The 15,359-nt window shown below is 50.7% G+C and carries 15 protein-coding genes; 6 read left to right on the top strand and 9 right to left on the bottom strand.

Features of this window, described 5'->3' with window-relative positions; all coding sequences use genetic code 11:
* Nucleotides 1-84 precede the first annotated feature (84 nt).
* Nucleotides 85-1,011 (top strand): 23S rRNA (adenine(1618)-N(6))-methyltransferase RlmF, encoded by a 927-nt coding sequence (gene rlmF / locus ACJHYW_RS07600; protein WP_001361722.1) that lies wholly within the window; start codon nt 85-87, stop codon nt 1,009-1,011.
* Here rlmF and ybiO read toward each other — a convergent pair.
* From ybiO to rhtA, 6 genes are all read right to left on the bottom strand, one after another.
* Entirely contained in the window at nt 1,008-3,233 is a 2,226-nt protein-coding gene (gene ybiO, locus ACJHYW_RS07595) for a mechanosensitive channel protein (protein ID WP_001267228.1), read from the bottom strand. The two genes, rlmF and ybiO, sit on opposite strands and share 4 nt — an antisense overlap.
* Before the next feature lie 115 nt (nt 3,234-3,348).
* Nucleotides 3,349-4,071, bottom strand: coding sequence for a glutamine ABC transporter ATP-binding protein GlnQ (glnQ, locus tag ACJHYW_RS07590; protein ID WP_000569080.1), 723 nt, complete (start codon nt 4,069-4,071; stop codon nt 3,349-3,351).
* Complete coding sequence (glnP, locus tag ACJHYW_RS07585; protein WP_001159065.1) at nt 4,068-4,727, bottom strand: glutamine ABC transporter permease GlnP; 660 nt, start codon at nt 4,725-4,727, stop codon at nt 4,068-4,070. The genes glnQ and glnP overlap by 4 nt, the downstream gene beginning before the upstream one ends.
* Before the next feature lie 138 nt (nt 4,728-4,865).
* Nucleotides 4,866-5,612, bottom strand: a complete 747-nt coding sequence (gene glnH / locus ACJHYW_RS07580) for a glutamine ABC transporter substrate-binding protein GlnH (RefSeq protein WP_000843866.1) — start codon at nt 5,610-5,612, stop codon at nt 4,866-4,868.
* A 403-nt stretch (nt 5,613-6,015) separates the two neighbouring features.
* Nucleotides 6,016-6,519 carry a DNA starvation/stationary phase protection protein Dps gene (gene dps, locus ACJHYW_RS07575; RefSeq protein WP_000100800.1) on the bottom strand — a complete coding sequence of 168 codons (504 nt, stop codon included), beginning with the start codon at nt 6,517-6,519 and terminating at the stop codon, nt 6,016-6,018.
* A 299-nt stretch (nt 6,520-6,818) separates the two neighbouring features.
* Nucleotides 6,819-7,706, bottom strand: a complete 888-nt coding sequence (rhtA, locus tag ACJHYW_RS07570; protein WP_001361720.1) for a threonine/homoserine exporter RhtA — start codon at nt 7,704-7,706, stop codon at nt 6,819-6,821.
* A 234-nt stretch (nt 7,707-7,940) separates the two neighbouring features.
* Between rhtA and ACJHYW_RS07565 the strand changes: the two genes are divergently transcribed.
* Nucleotides 7,941-8,006 (top strand): protein YliM, encoded by a 66-nt coding sequence (locus tag ACJHYW_RS07565; protein ID WP_120795379.1) that lies wholly within the window; start codon nt 7,941-7,943, stop codon nt 8,004-8,006.
* Nucleotides 8,007-8,058: 52 nt separating this feature from the next.
* A complete protein-coding gene (ompX, locus tag ACJHYW_RS07560; RefSeq protein WP_001295296.1) occupies nt 8,059-8,574 on the top strand; it encodes an outer membrane protein OmpX in 516 nt (171 codons plus the stop codon).
* 48 nt (nt 8,575-8,622) lie between these two features.
* Here ompX and opgE read toward each other — a convergent pair whose 3' ends face one another.
* The gene (gene opgE, locus ACJHYW_RS07555) at nt 8,623-10,206 is read right to left on the bottom strand and encodes a phosphoethanolamine transferase (protein ID WP_001054678.1); all 1,584 of its coding nucleotides are present in this window, start codon (nt 10,204-10,206) and stop codon (nt 8,623-8,625) included.
* A gap of 271 nt (nt 10,207-10,477) precedes the next feature.
* Nucleotides 10,478-10,606: a manganase accumulation protein MntS gene (mntS, locus tag ACJHYW_RS07550; protein WP_001001761.1), complete on the bottom strand. Its 129-nt coding sequence runs from the start codon at nt 10,604-10,606 to the stop codon at nt 10,478-10,480.
* A 185-nt stretch (nt 10,607-10,791) separates the two neighbouring features.
* Between mntS and mntR the strand changes: the two genes are divergently transcribed.
* Entirely contained in the window at nt 10,792-11,259 is a 468-nt protein-coding gene (gene mntR, locus ACJHYW_RS07545) for a manganese-binding transcriptional regulator MntR (protein WP_000091016.1), read from the top strand.
* On the top strand, nt 11,256-12,374 hold the full coding sequence (locus tag ACJHYW_RS07540) for an anion transporter (protein ID WP_000056418.1): 1,119 nt from the start codon (nt 11,256-11,258) through the stop codon (nt 12,372-12,374). Before mntR ends, ACJHYW_RS07540 begins: the two co-directional genes overlap by 4 nt.
* Nucleotides 12,375-12,431: 57 nt before the next feature.
* Here ACJHYW_RS07540 and ldtB read toward each other — a convergent pair whose 3' ends face one another.
* The gene (ldtB, locus tag ACJHYW_RS07535) at nt 12,432-13,352 is read right to left on the bottom strand and encodes a L,D-transpeptidase (protein WP_001056384.1); all 921 of its coding nucleotides are present in this window, start codon (nt 13,350-13,352) and stop codon (nt 12,432-12,434) included.
* Between the two features lie 218 nt (nt 13,353-13,570).
* Here ldtB and ACJHYW_RS07530 point away from each other — a divergent pair, with 218 nt between their 5' ends.
* Nucleotides 13,571-15,163, top strand: a complete 1,593-nt coding sequence (locus ACJHYW_RS07530) for an ABC-F family ATPase (RefSeq protein WP_000961458.1) — start codon at nt 13,571-13,573, stop codon at nt 15,161-15,163.
* Nucleotides 15,164-15,359 lie beyond the last annotated feature (196 nt).

The following is a 15,359-nucleotide window of genomic DNA, read 5'->3' as shown; positions in this document are numbered from 1 at the left end:
GTTTTTAGAAATGATAAACGCAGCCAGATATTTACCCTGTCGCGTTATGCGGGTATCTTACGCCGCTGCTTAAAGGAGAATGCTATGTCCGCCCAGAAACCGGGGTTGCATCCGCGCAACCGTCATCACAGCAGCTACGATCTCGCCACACTTTGTCAGGTCAATCCTGAACTCAGGCAATTCCTCACGCTTACACCCGCCGGGGAGCAAAGCGTAGACTTTGCCAATCCGCTGGCGGTGAAGGCGCTCAATAAGGCGTTGCTGGCCCATTTTTACGCCGTAGCGAACTGGGATATCCCCGACGGTTTTCTCTGCCCACCAGTACCGGGCCGGGCGGATTATATTCATCACCTTGCCGATTTACTGGCAGAAGCAACAGGATCAATTCCAGCTAATGCCAGCATTCTGGATATCGGCGTTGGTGCGAACTGTATTTATCCGCTGATTGGCGTACATGAATATGGCTGGCGTTTTACTGGTAGTGAAACCAGCAGCCAGGCGTTAAGCAGTGCGCAGGCGATCATCAGTGCTAATCCGGGGCTTAACCGCGCCATTCGTCTGCGTCGGCAAAAAGAGAGTGGGGCGATTTTTAACGGCATCATCCATAAAAACGAGCAATACGACGCGACCTTGTGTAACCCGCCATTCCACGATTCCGCCGCTGCGGCACGGGCAGGTAGTGAACGTAAACGCCGTAACCTGGGGCTAAACAAAGACGATGCACTGAATTTTGGTGGTCAGCAACAGGAGTTGTGGTGTGAAGGCGGTGAAGTCGCTTTTATTAAAAAGATGATTGAAGAGAGCAAAGGCTTCGCGAAGCAGGTGATGTGGTTTACCTCGCTGGTATCTCGTGGCGAAAACTTACCGCCGTTGTATCGTGCTCTGACGGACGTGGGCGCGGTGAAAGTGGTCAAAAAAGAGATGGCCCAGGGGCAAAAGCAGAGCCGCTTTATAGCCTGGACCTTTATGAACGACGAGCAGCGCCGCCGTTTTGTCAATCGCCAGCGTTAAAGCGTTGGTTCCCCCGGCGGCAACGGTTCAGCCGGGGTCGCGCCCGGAGCAGGCAGCACCTGATAAGTCTGCACTGGCGCGCGAACGCCCGCCAGGTCGAAATGTTTTTTCACCTGGCTGTCGAGGGCAAAGCGGACCGTCCACTGTTTGAGTGGCAGCGTGGTGAACGAAACACGCAGTGTAAACGCGGTATTGCTTAAGCCGACAATCCCGGCAAAATTCGGTTCACCAATAATCAGCCCGCGAATTTCTTCGTTTTCCATTAATTCCGCTACCGCATCTTTCAGTGCCTGATTGGCTTTATCAGCATCTTCATGGCGATCAACATCGTAATTTGCCACCACCGAACCAATGCCGCGGACGAAGTTAGCAAAGGTAGTTATCGAAGACCACGGAATGATGTGATACGCCCCGGTATCCTGACGCACGCCCACGGAGCGAATCGACATCCGTTCCACAGTGCCGGTCAACGGCCCGATAGTCACCAAATCTCCAGTGTTCATGCCGTTTTCAAACTGAATAAATACCCCGGTGATAATATCTTTCACCAGCGTTTGCGAACCAAACGAGATAGCCAGACCTAATGCCCCGGCACCTGCCAGCAATGGCGCGATATTAACGCCGATTTCCGACAACACAATCATGATGGTGATGGTACTGATAATCACCGCCAGCGCGTTACGAAACAGCGTCAGCAGGGTACGCGTACGGGCGCTGGGTAGCGGGCGGCCATGAATATCCGAAGCCAGCCGGTTTTCGATCAAACTGGCGAGCACTGTCCAGCCAACCGCCGAGAAGAAAAGAATGAGTGCGATACGGATCAGGATATCTACGGTTTTCTGCCCCGCGCCGTTTTGCAGCCAGTTCCAGAAATCGAACAATCCCCATGCGCTCAACAGCAGCATTACCGCCACGCAGACTGTCAGAATACGCGCTGTTTTCAGTGCCGCCGAAAGCCATCCATTCAGCCGTTTTTGCAGCTCGGGATAGTTACGCTGAGTATGTGGCGAGAGGGTGATGGTTTTCGCCAGCCAGCGGGAAAACATACCGGAAACAAATGCTGCGATACCAATAATCGCCAGGCTGCGCACCGTTGCACCCATCATAAATTTCAGGCTGTTGCCCGGATCGAACAACGAAAAGAAAAACAGCACGATAAAATAGGCGCTTGCCAGCCAGTGCCACACCAGCGCAAAGGCGCGGATAAACAGGCTGAAAAAGGCCAGCGAATGCTCCGCGAAGTTGAGCAAATGCTGGGTAATCTCTTTTTTATTACGAAAGATCAGGTACAGCGCCCAGACCGTCATGCACAGCATAATGATGACGTTCGCCAGCGCACCTATCTGTACATTCACCTGATTAGAGATAATCGGCACAGCCACAATCAGACCATAGCCAATCAGGCTGCTTAACCAGCTCAGGCGACGACTCCAGTAACGGGCGGTCTCGTCATGAATCGTGAACGGGCGCAGTTCCGCCACGTTTGGGCAAAAAATCAGGCGTAGTACGGCTTTGAAAAATTCAATCAGGGCAAAGGCGTTGAGAAACAAACTTTGTTGGAAAGCGATGGTGCGACTGCCCGCATTCAGGTTGTCGCTTAAAACCTGACCGACAAATAATGTCAGTGCCAGTAACAGAAGGTCGATAATAAACGCCCCGATAATCATCGCCGGAAGCTGCAACCAGTTATTGCGCTCACGATTTTTTTGCCGCGCCCACTGGCCCATTTTGCGATACAGCGGAAGTGCGCACAGGCGAATCAGCCAGTAAAAACCAAACACTAATACCGCTAACATTGAAAAATGGGTCAACGCATTGCTGAAGGTTTGTGGATTAAACGGCTTATGCGGGGAGCCGGTGATATTGCGATAAAGTTGCCCGAAGCGGGCGGAAAGGGCTTCACCATAATGGCGGCTGACTTCGGTGACCTTTTGCAGCACGGTTTGCTCTTCAACCAGCGTCGGCGGCACGATCTTCGGTACGGGTTCTGCCGGGGGCGTCGCGGCGACGGTGCGCAACTGGTCGATCAACTCTTTACGCGAGGTGTCATTATCCAGCACATCCGCCAGTGCGCCATAGGCCGCTTTTTTTTGTTCGATATCCGGTTCCGGGGCCGGTTCAGTCGTTGAGTCCGTTGTCGTTGTGGTTGTAACGCCGGGTATGGATACCGCGTGGGCAGGTGCGCCCAGCAGGCAGAAGAGGATGAACAGGATCCACCGCATGACTCCTCCAGTGAGAAAACAGAGCAAAAAGATAAGTATAGATGCTGGGGGAGGAGCGATTTTAAATGAGAGGAATCTGGTGTGCCTCCCTTTCGGGGAAAGGGAGGCTGAGAAGTTAAGAGACGTGCTGCAAAAATTCCTGCAAGCGCTGGCTCGGTGGGTTCTTGATCAACACCTGCGGATCGCCATCTTCCGCAATCCGGCCTTTGTCGATAAAGATCAGGCGCGAAGCTACTTTCTCGGCAAAACCGATTTCGTGTGTCACGATCACCATCGTCATCCCTTCTTCAGCCAGATCCTGCATAACCTTCAGCACTTCATGGCGCAGTTCCGGGTCAAGAGCGGAAGTCGGTTCATCAAACAGCATCATTTTCGGCTTCACCGCCAGCGCGCGTGCGATCGCCACACGCTGCTGTTGACCACCAGAAAGTTCGGAAGGGTAGTGATGTGCACGTTCTGCCAGACCGACTTTCGCCAGCAGCTCACGCGCCAGTTTTTCCGCCTCTTCTTTGTTCGCGCCACGCACGCGTAGCGGACCAAACATGACGTTTTCCAGCGCCGTCAGATGCGGGAAGAGGTAAAACTGCTGGAACACCATACCTGCTTCCTGGCGAATCAGGCGCTCGTCAACTTTCGGATCGTTAACCTTCAGGCCATCGACAATCAGATCGCCGGAAGTGATTTCTTCCAGTTTGTTGATGCAGCGCAGCAGGGTCGATTTACCGGAACCGGACGGCCCGATAATCACCACGACTTCGCCCTGAGCAATGTTCAAATCGATATTGTGCAGCACCTGGGTTGGACCAAAATGCTTGGAGACGTTTTTAAATTCAATCACAGGATTTTCATCCTTCTTTCCAGACGACGCAGAATAAAGCTCAGCACCAGGGTAATAATCAGATAGAACACCGCCACGGCGCTCCAGATCTCAAGGGCGCGGAAGTTACCGGCAATAATTTCTTGCCCCTGACGGGTCAGTTCCGCCACGCCGATAACAATAAACAGCGAGGTGTCTTTAATGCTGATGATCCACTGGTTACCCAGCGGTGGCAGCATACGACGCAGTGCCAGCGGTAAAATGACGTAGCGAATGGTTTCCCAACGTGAAAGACCGAGCGCCAGTCCTGCTTCACGAAAACCTTTGTGAATAGACAGCACCGCACCACGCGTGATTTCCGCAATGTACGCGCCGGAGTTGATCATGATGGTGACCACCGCCGCAGTAAACGGGTCGATGCGTAAGTCGTTAAACGCCATCGGCAGGGCGAAATAGATAAACATCACCTGGACGACGATAGGTGTGCCGCGGATCACTTCAATAAAGACCAGCGCGACGTGGTTGGCTATCCAACCACCGAAGGTGCGTGCAAAACCTGCCAGCAATCCGATCACCAGGCCGCCAGCCAGACCGAGGACCGAGATCCACAGGGTCATTTTGGCACCTTCAATCAGAAGCGGAATGGCAGGCCAGATGGCACTCCAGTCAAACTGCATATGTTGTTCCTGTTACCGTGGTGTAAATAATCAAATTCAGGGTAATTAATGGCCCCGGAGCGGGTTTGCGCCCCTCACCCTAATCCTCTCCCCAGAGGGGAGAGGGAACTGCCAGTGCGCCTTACAGGCGTAGCGTTATTATTTCGGTTCAGTACCGAACCATTTTTTGTAGATTTCGTTGTAAGTTCCGTTCTCGCGCAGGGTTTTCAACGCGCCGTTGACTTTGTCACGCAGCTCGTCGCTACCTTTCGGGAACGCAATACCGTATTGCTGTGCTTCCAGAGAGTCACCTACCGCTTTGAACTGACCGTTACCGGCGGTTTTGATGAAGTACAGAATGTTTGGCGTATCGTGCAGAACGGCGTCTGCGCGGTTGGTGCCCAGTTCCATATAGGCGTTATCGATGTTCGGGAACTGACGCAGATCTTTAGTTTTGATGTTTGCTTTCGCGTAATCAACGGAGCCAGTGCCGCTCTTCACAGCAACCACTTTCCCGTCGAGATCTTTCACGCTTTTCACATCGTTATTGTTAGCTTTCACCATCACTAACAGGCCGCTTTTGTAGTAGCCGTCAGAGAAATCGATCGCTTTTTTACGCTCGTCGGTGATGGTAATGCCCGCCAGCGCCAGATCGACGTTTTTGGTTTGCAGTGCCGGAATGATCCCACTGAAATCCATCGGCTTCAGTTCGTAATCCAGCTTCAGCTCTTTAGCGATGGCAGCCCACAGATCAACGTCAAAGCCCACGTATTTATCGCCCTGTTTAAATTCAAACGGAACGAAGGCGGTATCCGTCGCGACAACTAATTTTTTATCCGCGGCATGAGAAGAAACCGCAAAAGCCAGGGTCAGTGCAGCCAGTGAAACTTTTAATACAGACTTCATAGCATTTCCTTTTTTCTATCCACGGGACGATCCCCTGCGTGACATTCACATATATGAAAAAATCGTGCCAGTTTTGCAACTCATTGATTTTTCGAGATGCGGCAAAAACGTGATGCACGATTTATAGGGCAATACCCTGAAGATGCACCATTCTGGGGCACCAAACTGGTGCGCTAAAATTGTGCACTCAACACAGTGATTATTTAGCGTAAAACCTGATGAAAAAACAATCTTTATGTAACGATTGTGTGATGATGTGGATACAAAAAATTTACTTAACCAGCTGGTGATAGCAGATGGATGCACTAAATAAGTGCGTTGAGGCGGGCTACAAAACAAAACGGCCTCCTGTCAGGAAGCCGCTTTTATCGTGTACTAAAGTTCTGCACCATCAGCGATGGATTTATTCGATGTTAGACTCGATAAACCACAGGAATTTATCCAGGTCGCGAGACGCGGCGGTCAGGATATCTGCGGTGTCGTCATCTTTCGCTTCGCCAATCGCTTTGCGTACGTCATTAGCGACGATTGCGTAACGGTCAGCCAGCTCTTTCAGGTGATCCTGAACGTTGTGGATGTCCAGCGGGTAACTTTTCAGCGGAGTTTTGCTGTTAATAACTTGAGTGGTCCCCAGAGCTACACCGCCCAGCTGCACTGCACGTTCTGCCATGGTATCCAGATGATCGATCAGTGCAGTGCGGAAGCCATCCAGCATTTCATGTACGGCAATGAAGTTAGCGCCGCGCATGTTCCAGTGCGCTTGTTTGGTAATCAAAGAAAGATCAATAAACTGGATAACCTGGCGATTCAGCAACTCTACTGTTGCTTTTTTCTCGCTATCAGAGACATCGTTGCGGGTATAAAGCAGATTGGTCGCTTTTGATTTAACTAATTTAGCGGTACTCATAATTTCATATCCTCTTGATGTTATGTCCCAGTAATTAACGAGACTAAGTATAGCACCAGCTATGTGTTCCGCTATTCTGGCTGTTCCTATCACACTAATAGTGGTAACAAGCGTGAAAAAACAAAACCAATAAAAACTCAATGAGTTAGATATATTAATAAGAACAATTCTTATTTATTTGCTCGCCAGGAATTTTCGGAATAAATATGCTTTTGCATAATTCGATATATAAAGACGGTGTAGAGGAAAAGTAGCGAGAAAATCTGCATGGTTATGCATAACCATGCAGTAATGTAAATTTAATTTATGTCTAATTCTTTTATTTTGCTCTCTTTGCGTACTGTCAGCGTAGAACCCATTGAAGCGGCGATGATAGCGCCGAGCGCCAGCAGCTGTATGGGTGTCAGTGTTTCTCCGAGGAAAATCATCCCGGAAACGGCAGCCAGCGCAGGTTCCATGCTCATTAGCGTACCAAATGTGCGTGTTGGCAAACGGGTGAGGGCAATCATTTCCAGCGAATAAGGCAGAGCGGTCGAGAGAATAGCGACCGCCAGACCCAATGGAATAACCGACCAGTGCCAGAGTGCTTCACCAGCCTGAAGCGCTCCAATTGGCACGAAAATTAACGCTGCAATCAACGAACCAATTGCCACCGTCGCAGGGCCATGTTCCGCTCCTGCGCGTTGCCCACTTAAAATGTAAATAGCCCAACAAGCCCCGGCCCCCAGAGCCAGCGCACAGCCGGTTAAATCGACATGGGAAACGTCTTGCCCCAGCGGTAGCAGGAACCACAGACCAAGAACCGCCAGAACAACCCAGACGAAATCTACCGGGCGACGAGAAGAGAACAGCGCCACCGCCAGTGGTCCGGTGAACTCCAGCGCCACCGCAATACCCAGCGGTACCGTCTGAATAGAAAGATAAAAAAGATAATTCATCCCCCCCAGCGAAACGCCGTAAAACAACAGCGGTAACCGCTGCTCTTTGGCAAAGCGCAGTCGCCATGGCTTAAAGAACGCGATGAGGATCAGCGTGCCTAATGCCAGACGCAGCGCAGTGACCCCCGGTGCGCCCACCAGAGGAAAAAGTGACTTAGCTAACGAGGCTCCACTCTGAATAGACGCCATGGCAACGAGCAATATGACTATTGGTAACCAGACCGGCATTTTACGTAATGAACCAGGCATCCTTTCTCCCACAAATATCTAAACCTAAGTAAAGCGTGGAGTGTACTGGATATACCCAATGCTGGTTGAGCATTTGTTGAAAAAATTTTCCCCCGTTTTGACTAAAATGCGCCAGGATTGATGGAATCATTAGTCTGGTGATTAGGAATAATCTGGATGAATGACAGGGAAAACATGCGTAATACTTACGCAGTTCTCTGAAAAAGTGATTTAAATTTAGATGGATAGCGGTGTATGGAAACGTTCTGTTACATGAAATGGCCCGTTAGACATCATAAATCGCGAAGAGTTTCCCATTAATTTTTGATATATTTAAAACTTAGGACTTATTTGAATCACATTTGAGGTGGTTATGAAAAAAATTGCATGTCTTTCAGCACTGGCCGCAGTTCTGGCTTTCACCGCAGGTACTTCCGTAGCTGCGACTTCTACTGTAACTGGCGGTTACGCACAGAGCGACGCTCAGGGCCAAATGAACAAAATGGGCGGTTTCAACCTGAAATACCGCTATGAAGAAGACAACAGCCCGCTGGGTGTGATCGGTTCTTTCACTTACACCGAGAAAAGCCGTACTGCAAGCTCTGGTGACTACAACAAAAACCAGTACTACGGCATCACTGCTGGTCCGGCTTACCGCATTAACGACTGGGCAAGCATCTACGGTGTAGTGGGTGTGGGTTATGGTAAATTCCAGACCACTGAATACCCGACCTACAAACACGACACCAGCGACTACGGTTTCTCCTACGGTGCTGGTCTGCAGTTCAACCCGATGGAAAACGTTGCTCTGGACTTCTCTTACGAGCAGAGCCGTATTCGTAGCGTTGACGTAGGCACCTGGATTGCCGGTGTTGGTTACCGCTTCTAATCACTTCGGTGATATAAAAAATCCGCCTCTCGGGGCGGATTTTTGTTTTTAAGGTTTCGGGTCGAAAATATCGGTTCCGAGATGGTTGTAATCTACCTTCTGTAACTGGAAGTTGGTGATGTATATCGGCCCGGCTTTCTTCTCAGATATAAACGGGTATTTGATGTTAATTTCCTTCGCTTTAATTCCCGTCCACTGGGAGAAAAAACCTAAGAAGTCATTGGCTGAGCGGCGGGCTTTAATCACCCGATGCGCTTTATCGTCGCTGGAAATGACCATAAAAGGCACCTGGAAATTTTGCTGATACTTATCATCATGGGCAAGGTATTGCACGTCTTTACCGCGCTCTTTAAAGGCCAGACCGTGGTCAGAAAAGTAAACCAGCGAGAAGCTGCTGCCGCTGTTGCGTAACTGATCGTACAGTTTGCGCAGTAAATCGTCCGTTTGCGTCATGGTATAGAGATAGCACGACGTTTCTTTTGATTGCACAAAGGTTTCGTATTTGCCTTGTGTCCTGTCGCAGGCCTGCGGATGCGAGCCCATCAGATGTAGAACAATCAGCTGCGGTTGCGAGTGCTCTTGCGCCAGCACTTGAGCGGTCATATCCAGTAACGCTTCGTCTTTCGTGTTTTTATCTGCTTCAAAATTACCTTCTTTCAGGAAGTACACTTCATCTGCACGTTTGGCGATGCTGGCGATGGCGGTATCGTATTCGCCGATTTGGCCCTGGTTGGAAAACCACCAGGTCTGGAAGCCCGCGCGATTTGCCAGGGTGACAAAGTTATCCTGAAACTGTGGTTTGCCATCGACAACGCGATTGAGCGTTAAGCCAAGCGATTTCTGCGTGGAGCCACTGGCGGCAATGTAGTCAGCAAATATCAAACCGTTAACGCTGCTGGCAAACGGGGTATTGTCCCAGTGACCGCCAAAGGCACCGAGGGCATCGCGACGCGCGCTTTCACCGATCACCACCACATAGGTCTGATACTTCGGCTTAACGGCAGTGACCGTCCAGGTATCTTTCATTCCGGAAAGTTTTGCCATCCGTTCTTGCTCTTCAATCACCTCGTTATTATTGACGATGACATCCTTAGCAAAACGAAATACCGGATAGCCAGTATCTTTCAGTTTAAATACGCCGCCCCAGGCCAGGTTTTGCACGGGAGCAACAAAAAATGTCGCCACACTGAATACCAGACACAGGCTGTCGAAGGTATTCCAGCGCGCTTTTTCATTCTCTTTTTTTCGCCTGATTGCTATTACGCCGAGCGCAAAAATAAATAAGCCGACCAGGTAGCTGTACCACGGAAAAATCGTCAGGATTTCGGTCGACTCTTCCATATTGGTGGAGTGCAATGCCAGCAATGTATTGAAATTAGGCGCGCCGTAGGCCTGAGCAAAAGGGAAATAACAAGCCGCCACCAGCGAACTGACACCGACCAGAACTTTTTGTACGCGAGGCAATGTTCGCCATAGCAAAAGCAAAATAGCCGTAAACGCAGCGGTGTAGAGCAAACTGAAGGGATAACCTAAGCCGAGGTTAATTAATAGCGACTGTAAAAAGTAGAACGCAGTCCACGGGCTAAATACCCGGCTACGGGTAACAAGCGATTCTTTGAGGGTTAAATTCATATGCCACTATCGTAACAAACGCCATGTGCTTACCCTGGCGTCAAGGGTCAATACCTGCAAGAGTGCGTGGAGAGGGGAAAGGGGTCCGCATCCGCGAGCCGCAATATACGCAGGGCTGCAAGAAGATAGAGCGAGCCGCCGTTCAGGTCAACTACTGACGAACAAATCTTTTGCGAAGGGGATTGCAAATCCGACAAAAAGTGGGGTTTTTCAGACCAAAACGCGTTGTGCCTGCATAAAAGCAGGAGTGAAGCGGCGTACCGCGACGCCGCTATTTATCGGAAGGTTTATCTTGCTGCGGTTTGTTGTTGACCATATCGCACAACATAGAGAGCAGCATTAACCGTACTTTAAAGGGAGAATGACTAAACACGCGCATACACCTCTTGAACTCATTCATAAGACCTCCTGACTTGCTAATCCCGTCGATCCTTGAGGGATGATTGCATTACATACAGATATAGCACAGGCTATATTATATAGCTATTGCTAAAACGTTAATTTTTTGTACCTTCGCAACTCTGGTTTACAATGTGCGCACGAAATGAGAACGCTAGGTATGCGTCACCATAATGAGGAAGCACAATGAGTCGTCGCGCAGGTACGCCAACAGCAAAAAAAGTGACGCAGTTAGTGAACGTGGAAGAGCACGTTGAAGGGTTCCGCCAGGTCAGAGAGGCGCATCGGCGCGAGCTTATTGATGATTACGTTGAGCTGATTTCTGACTTGATCAGGGAAGTGGGGGAAGCTCGTCAGGTAGACATGGCTGCTCGTTTGGGAGTTTCGCAACCGACGGTGGCTAAAATGCTTAAGCGACTGGCAACCATGGGGCTGATTGAAATGATCCCCTGGCGTGGCGTGTTTTTAACGGCAGAAGGAGAGAAGCTGGCGCAGGAAAGCCGCGAGCGACATCAGATAGTCGAAAATTTCTTGTTGGTGTTGGGCGTCAGTCCGGAAATCGCCCGTCGCGACGCGGAAGGCATGGAGCACCATGTTAGTGAAGAGACGCTCGACGCTTTTCGTTTGTTTACCCAGAAACACGGTGCCAAATGAGCCTGCCTTTTTTACGCACGCTGCAAGGCGATCGTTTTTTTCAGTTATTAATTCTTGTTGGTATCGGATTAAGCTTTTTCGTGCCCTTTGCACCGAAATCATGGCCTGCTGCTATCGACTGGCACACCATCATCACCTTAAGCGGCCTGATGCTGCTGACCAAAGGTGTGGAGTTAAGCGGCTATTTTGATGTGCTGGGGCGCAAAATGGTGCGCCGCTTTGCTACGGAGCGTCGGCTGGCGATGTTTATGGTGCTGGCGGCGGCGCTGCTTTCTACCTTTCTGACCAACGATGTCGCGCTGTTTATAGTTGTTCCGCTGACTATCACGCTAAAAAGACTGTGTGAGATCCCGGTTAATCGGCTGATTATTTTTGAGGCGCTGGCAGTCAATGCGGGTTCGCTACTGACGCCAATTGGCAACCCGCAAAATATTCTTATCTGGGGACGTTCTGGTCTTTCGTTTGCCGGATTTATTGCCCAAATGGCACCGCTGGCTGGCGCAATGATGCTGACACTCCTGCTGTTGTGCTGGTGTTGTTTCCCTGGAAAGGCGCTGCCGTACCATACGGGGGCGCAAACGCCGGAGTGGAAACCGCGGCTGGTGTGGAGTTGTCTGGGGCTGTATATCGTCTTTCTGACGGCGCTGGAGTTCAAACAAGAGCTGTGGGGACTGGTGATTGTGGCGGCAGGCTTTGCGCTGCTGGCACGTCGCGTGGTGCTCAGTGTGGACTGGACGCTGCTGCTGGTGTTTATGGCGATGTTTATCGACGTCCATTTACTGACCCAGCTTCCAGCGTTGCAAGGCGTGTTGGGTAACGTGAGTCATTTATCTGAACCCGGGTTATGGTTAACGGCAATCGGTTTATCGCAGGTGATCAGTAACGTGCCGAGTACCATTTTGCTGCTCAATTATGTGCCACCGTCTTTATTATTGGCATGGGCGGTAAACGTAGGTGGCTTTGGTTTATTACCCGGATCGCTGGCAAATTTGATTGCGTTACGGATGGCGAACGATCGCCGCATCTGGTGGCGTTTCCATCTCTATTCAATACCGATGCTGTTGTGGGCGGCGCTGGTGGGATACGTTTTGTTAGTTATGATCCCGGCCTGGTAAGGTCAGGCAAATAAAAAAGGCGGATGATGAGTCCGCCTTTGTTTTACGTTTTGACGATTAATTCAGACGAACCGGCATCCCGGAGCGGTTTTTAATCGCTTCATCAAGAACAACCTGGTCAACATCTGGCTGACCGGTCACTGTCTGCACGCTCTTCGTCAGGGTAATTGGCACAATTTCCTGACCTTCAAACTGGGCTTCGGTGGTAGACAGCGGGTTATGGACTTCAATGTAACGGCTGCCGTCTGGTTCGGTAGTCGCTTTCACCGGCTCATCAATAAACTGCACGCGAGTACCGACAGGCACTTTCTCGAACAGGAATTTGATGTCTTCGTTACGCAGACGCACACAACCATGACTTACACGCAGGCCGATACCGAAGTTGGCGTTGGTGCCATGGATAGCGTACAGGCGACCGATGTAGAGTGCATACAGCCCCATCGGGTTATCCGGACCTGCCGGAACGACAGCCGGAAGCGGTTCGCCCGCAGCGCGGTACTCTGCGTGCATTTTGGCGGTCGGCGTCCAGGTCGGGCCTGCTTTCTTACGCTCAACTTTGGTGGTCCAGTTGATAGGCGTATCTTTGCCTAACTGACCAATGCCGATCGGCAGCACGATAACGGTGTTGGTCCCTTTCGGATAGTAATACAGACGCATCTCTGCACTGTTAATGACGATGCCTTCATGAACGGTATCCGGCAGGATCAGCTGCTGCGGAATGTTCAGTACAGTACCGCCTTTCGGCAGGAAGGTATCCACACCCGGGTTCGCTTCCATCATATTGGAAAGCCCCATCTGGTACTCCGCGGCAAAATACTCCAGCGGCTGAGTGTTACCTTCAGGAATGGTGATCACCTGATTCTGACCAACCAGGCGACTCCCGTCGGTTGGCAGAGGATAAGTTACCGCAGAGGCGGTACTGCAAAAGCCGACAACAGCGAAGGCCGCTGCGAATAATGTTTTCAATTTCATATTCATGTTAAGCGAGATTTTGTGCCTGGCAGGCCATTGGGTTGAGAATATTAGAGTATTGGAAGCGCATTATAAGTTCATTCCAGCTCACAGTGAAATCAGATGTGTACGAAATCACATTTTTTGCCTTTGGCTTGAGTGTAGACCTTAAGCGAGGAGCAGGATCTTCTTTCAGACTTATGGCATAATACGCGGTTTGTCATATCTCTTTTCAGGATACGCCTGTGTTAGTTTCCAGTAACGTCACCATGCAGTTCGGCAGTAAGCCGTTGTTTGAAAACATTTCCGTCAAGTTTGGCGGCGGCAACCGTTACGGCCTGATTGGCGCGAACGGTAGTGGTAAATCCACCTTTATGAAGATCCTCGGCGGCGACTTAGAGCCGACGCTGGGTAACGTTTCCCTCGATCCCAACGAGCGCATTGGTAAATTGCGTCAGGATCAGTTTGCCTTTGAAGAGTTCACCGTGCTGGATACGGTGATCATGGGGCATAAAGAGTTGTGGGAAGTGAAGCAGGAGCGCGACCGTATCTATGCTTTGCCGGAAATGAGCGAAGAAGACGGTTATAAAGTGGCCGATCTGGAAGTGAAATACGGCGAAATGGACGGTTACTCTGCGGAAGCTCGCGCCGGTGAACTGTTGCTTGGCGTGGGAATTCCAGTGGAACAACACTACGGCCCGATGAGTGAAGTTGCTCCTGGCTGGAAGCTGCGTGTGCTGCTGGCGCAGGCGCTGTTTGCTGATCCGGACATTCTCCTGCTCGACGAACCGACCAACAACCTCGACATCGACACCATTCGTTGGCTGGAACAGGTGCTGAACGAGCGTGACAGCACCATGATCATCATCTCGCACGACCGTCACTTCCTTAACATGGTTTGTACCCACATGGCGGATCTGGATTACGGCGAGCTGCGCGTTTATCCGGGCAACTACGATGAGTACATGACGGCGGCGACCCAGGCGCGTGAACGTCTGCTGGCTGATAACGCCAAGAAGAAGGCGCAGATTGCTGAGCTGCAATCTTTCGTTAGCCGCTTTAGCGCCAACGCCTCGAAATCTCGCCAGGCAACTTCGCGCGCGCGCCAGATTGATAAAATCAAACTGGAAGAGGTGAAAGCCTCCAGCCGTCAGAACCCGTTCATCCGTTTTGAACAGGATAAGAAACTGTTCCGTAATGCGCTGGAAGTGGAAGGTCTGACCAAAGGGTTTGATAACGGTCCGCTGTTTAAAAATCTCAACCTGCTGCTGGAGGTCGGTGAAAAACTGGCGGTACTGGGTACCAACGGCGTCGGTAAATCAACGCTGTTGAAAACGCTGGTGGGCGATCTGCAACCGGACAGCGGCACCGTAAAATGGTCTGAAAACGCGCGCATTGGTTACTATGCTCAGGACCACGAATATGAGTTTGAAAATGATCTGACCGTGTTCGAATGGATGAGCCAGTGGAAGCAGGAAGGCGATGACGAGCAGGCGGTACGCAGCATTCTCGGTCGTTTGCTGTTCAGCCAGGACGACATCAAAAAGCCAGCTAAAGTGCTTTCCGGTGGGGAAAAAGGGCGGATGCTGTTTGGTAAGTTAATGATGCAGAAGCCGAACATTCTGATCATGGACGAACCGACCAACCACCTGGATATGGAATCCATTGAGTCGCTGAACATGGCGCTGGAACTGTATCAGGGCACGCTGATCTTTGTTTCACACGACCGTGAGTTCGTAAGCTCCCTGGCGACCCGAATTCTGGAAATCACCCCGGAACGCGTGATCGACTTTAGCGGTAATTACGAAGATTACCTGCGTAGTAAAGGGATCGAGTAAGTTATTATCCGTCAGCCCGATACTGTCGGGGTGACGGCGGCTGATGACAAACGCAAGATTGCCTGATGCGCTATGCTTATCAGGCCTTGTATTATCCCTCCTGTGCAGAGAAAATCGGCCAGTTTTCTCTGCCTGCAGTCCGCATGCCGTATCGGGCCTTAGGTTTTCAACCTGTTGCGTAGATTCATGCAGCGGA

It is taken from the genome of Escherichia sp. WS3063 (assembly GCF_046486595.1).
Lineage (GTDB): Bacteria > Pseudomonadota > Gammaproteobacteria > Enterobacterales > Enterobacteriaceae > Escherichia > Escherichia coli.
The sequence above is the reverse complement of the archived record's forward strand: the minus strand, read 5'-3'. Positions and strand labels throughout refer to the sequence as shown.

What these genes read in the sequence shown, in the direction of transcription:
- rlmF (WP_001361722.1), top strand. Translation starts at nt 85, where the DNA reads ATGTCCGCCCAGAAACCGGGGTTGCATCCGCGCAACCGTCATCACAGC.
- mntR (WP_000091016.1), top strand. Translation starts at nt 10,792, where the DNA reads ATGAGTCGTCGCGCAGGTACGCCAACAGCAAAAAAAGTGACGCAGTTA.
- ybiO (WP_001267228.1), bottom strand. Translation starts at nt 3,233, where the DNA reads ATGCGGTGGATCCTGTTCATCCTCTTCTGCCTGCTGGGCGCACCTGCC.
- ompX (WP_001295296.1), top strand. Translation starts at nt 8,059, where the DNA reads ATGAAAAAAATTGCATGTCTTTCAGCACTGGCCGCAGTTCTGGCTTTC.
- mntS (WP_001001761.1), bottom strand. Translation starts at nt 10,606, where the DNA reads ATGAATGAGTTCAAGAGGTGTATGCGCGTGTTTAGTCATTCTCCCTTT.
- ACJHYW_RS07540 (WP_000056418.1), top strand. Translation starts at nt 11,256, where the DNA reads ATGAGCCTGCCTTTTTTACGCACGCTGCAAGGCGATCGTTTTTTTCAG.
- glnP (WP_001159065.1), bottom strand. Translation starts at nt 4,727, where the DNA reads ATGCAGTTTGACTGGAGTGCCATCTGGCCTGCCATTCCGCTTCTGATT.
- opgE (WP_001054678.1), bottom strand. Translation starts at nt 10,206, where the DNA reads ATGAATTTAACCCTCAAAGAATCGCTTGTTACCCGTAGCCGGGTATTT.
- dps (WP_000100800.1), bottom strand. Translation starts at nt 6,519, where the DNA reads ATGAGTACCGCTAAATTAGTTAAATCAAAAGCGACCAATCTGCTTTAT.
- glnH (WP_000843866.1), bottom strand. Translation starts at nt 5,612, where the DNA reads ATGAAGTCTGTATTAAAAGTTTCACTGGCTGCACTGACCCTGGCTTTT.
- rhtA (WP_001361720.1), bottom strand. Translation starts at nt 7,706, where the DNA reads ATGCCTGGTTCATTACGTAAAATGCCGGTCTGGTTACCAATAGTCATA.
- ldtB (WP_001056384.1), bottom strand. Translation starts at nt 13,352, where the DNA reads ATGAATATGAAATTGAAAACATTATTCGCAGCGGCCTTCGCTGTTGTC.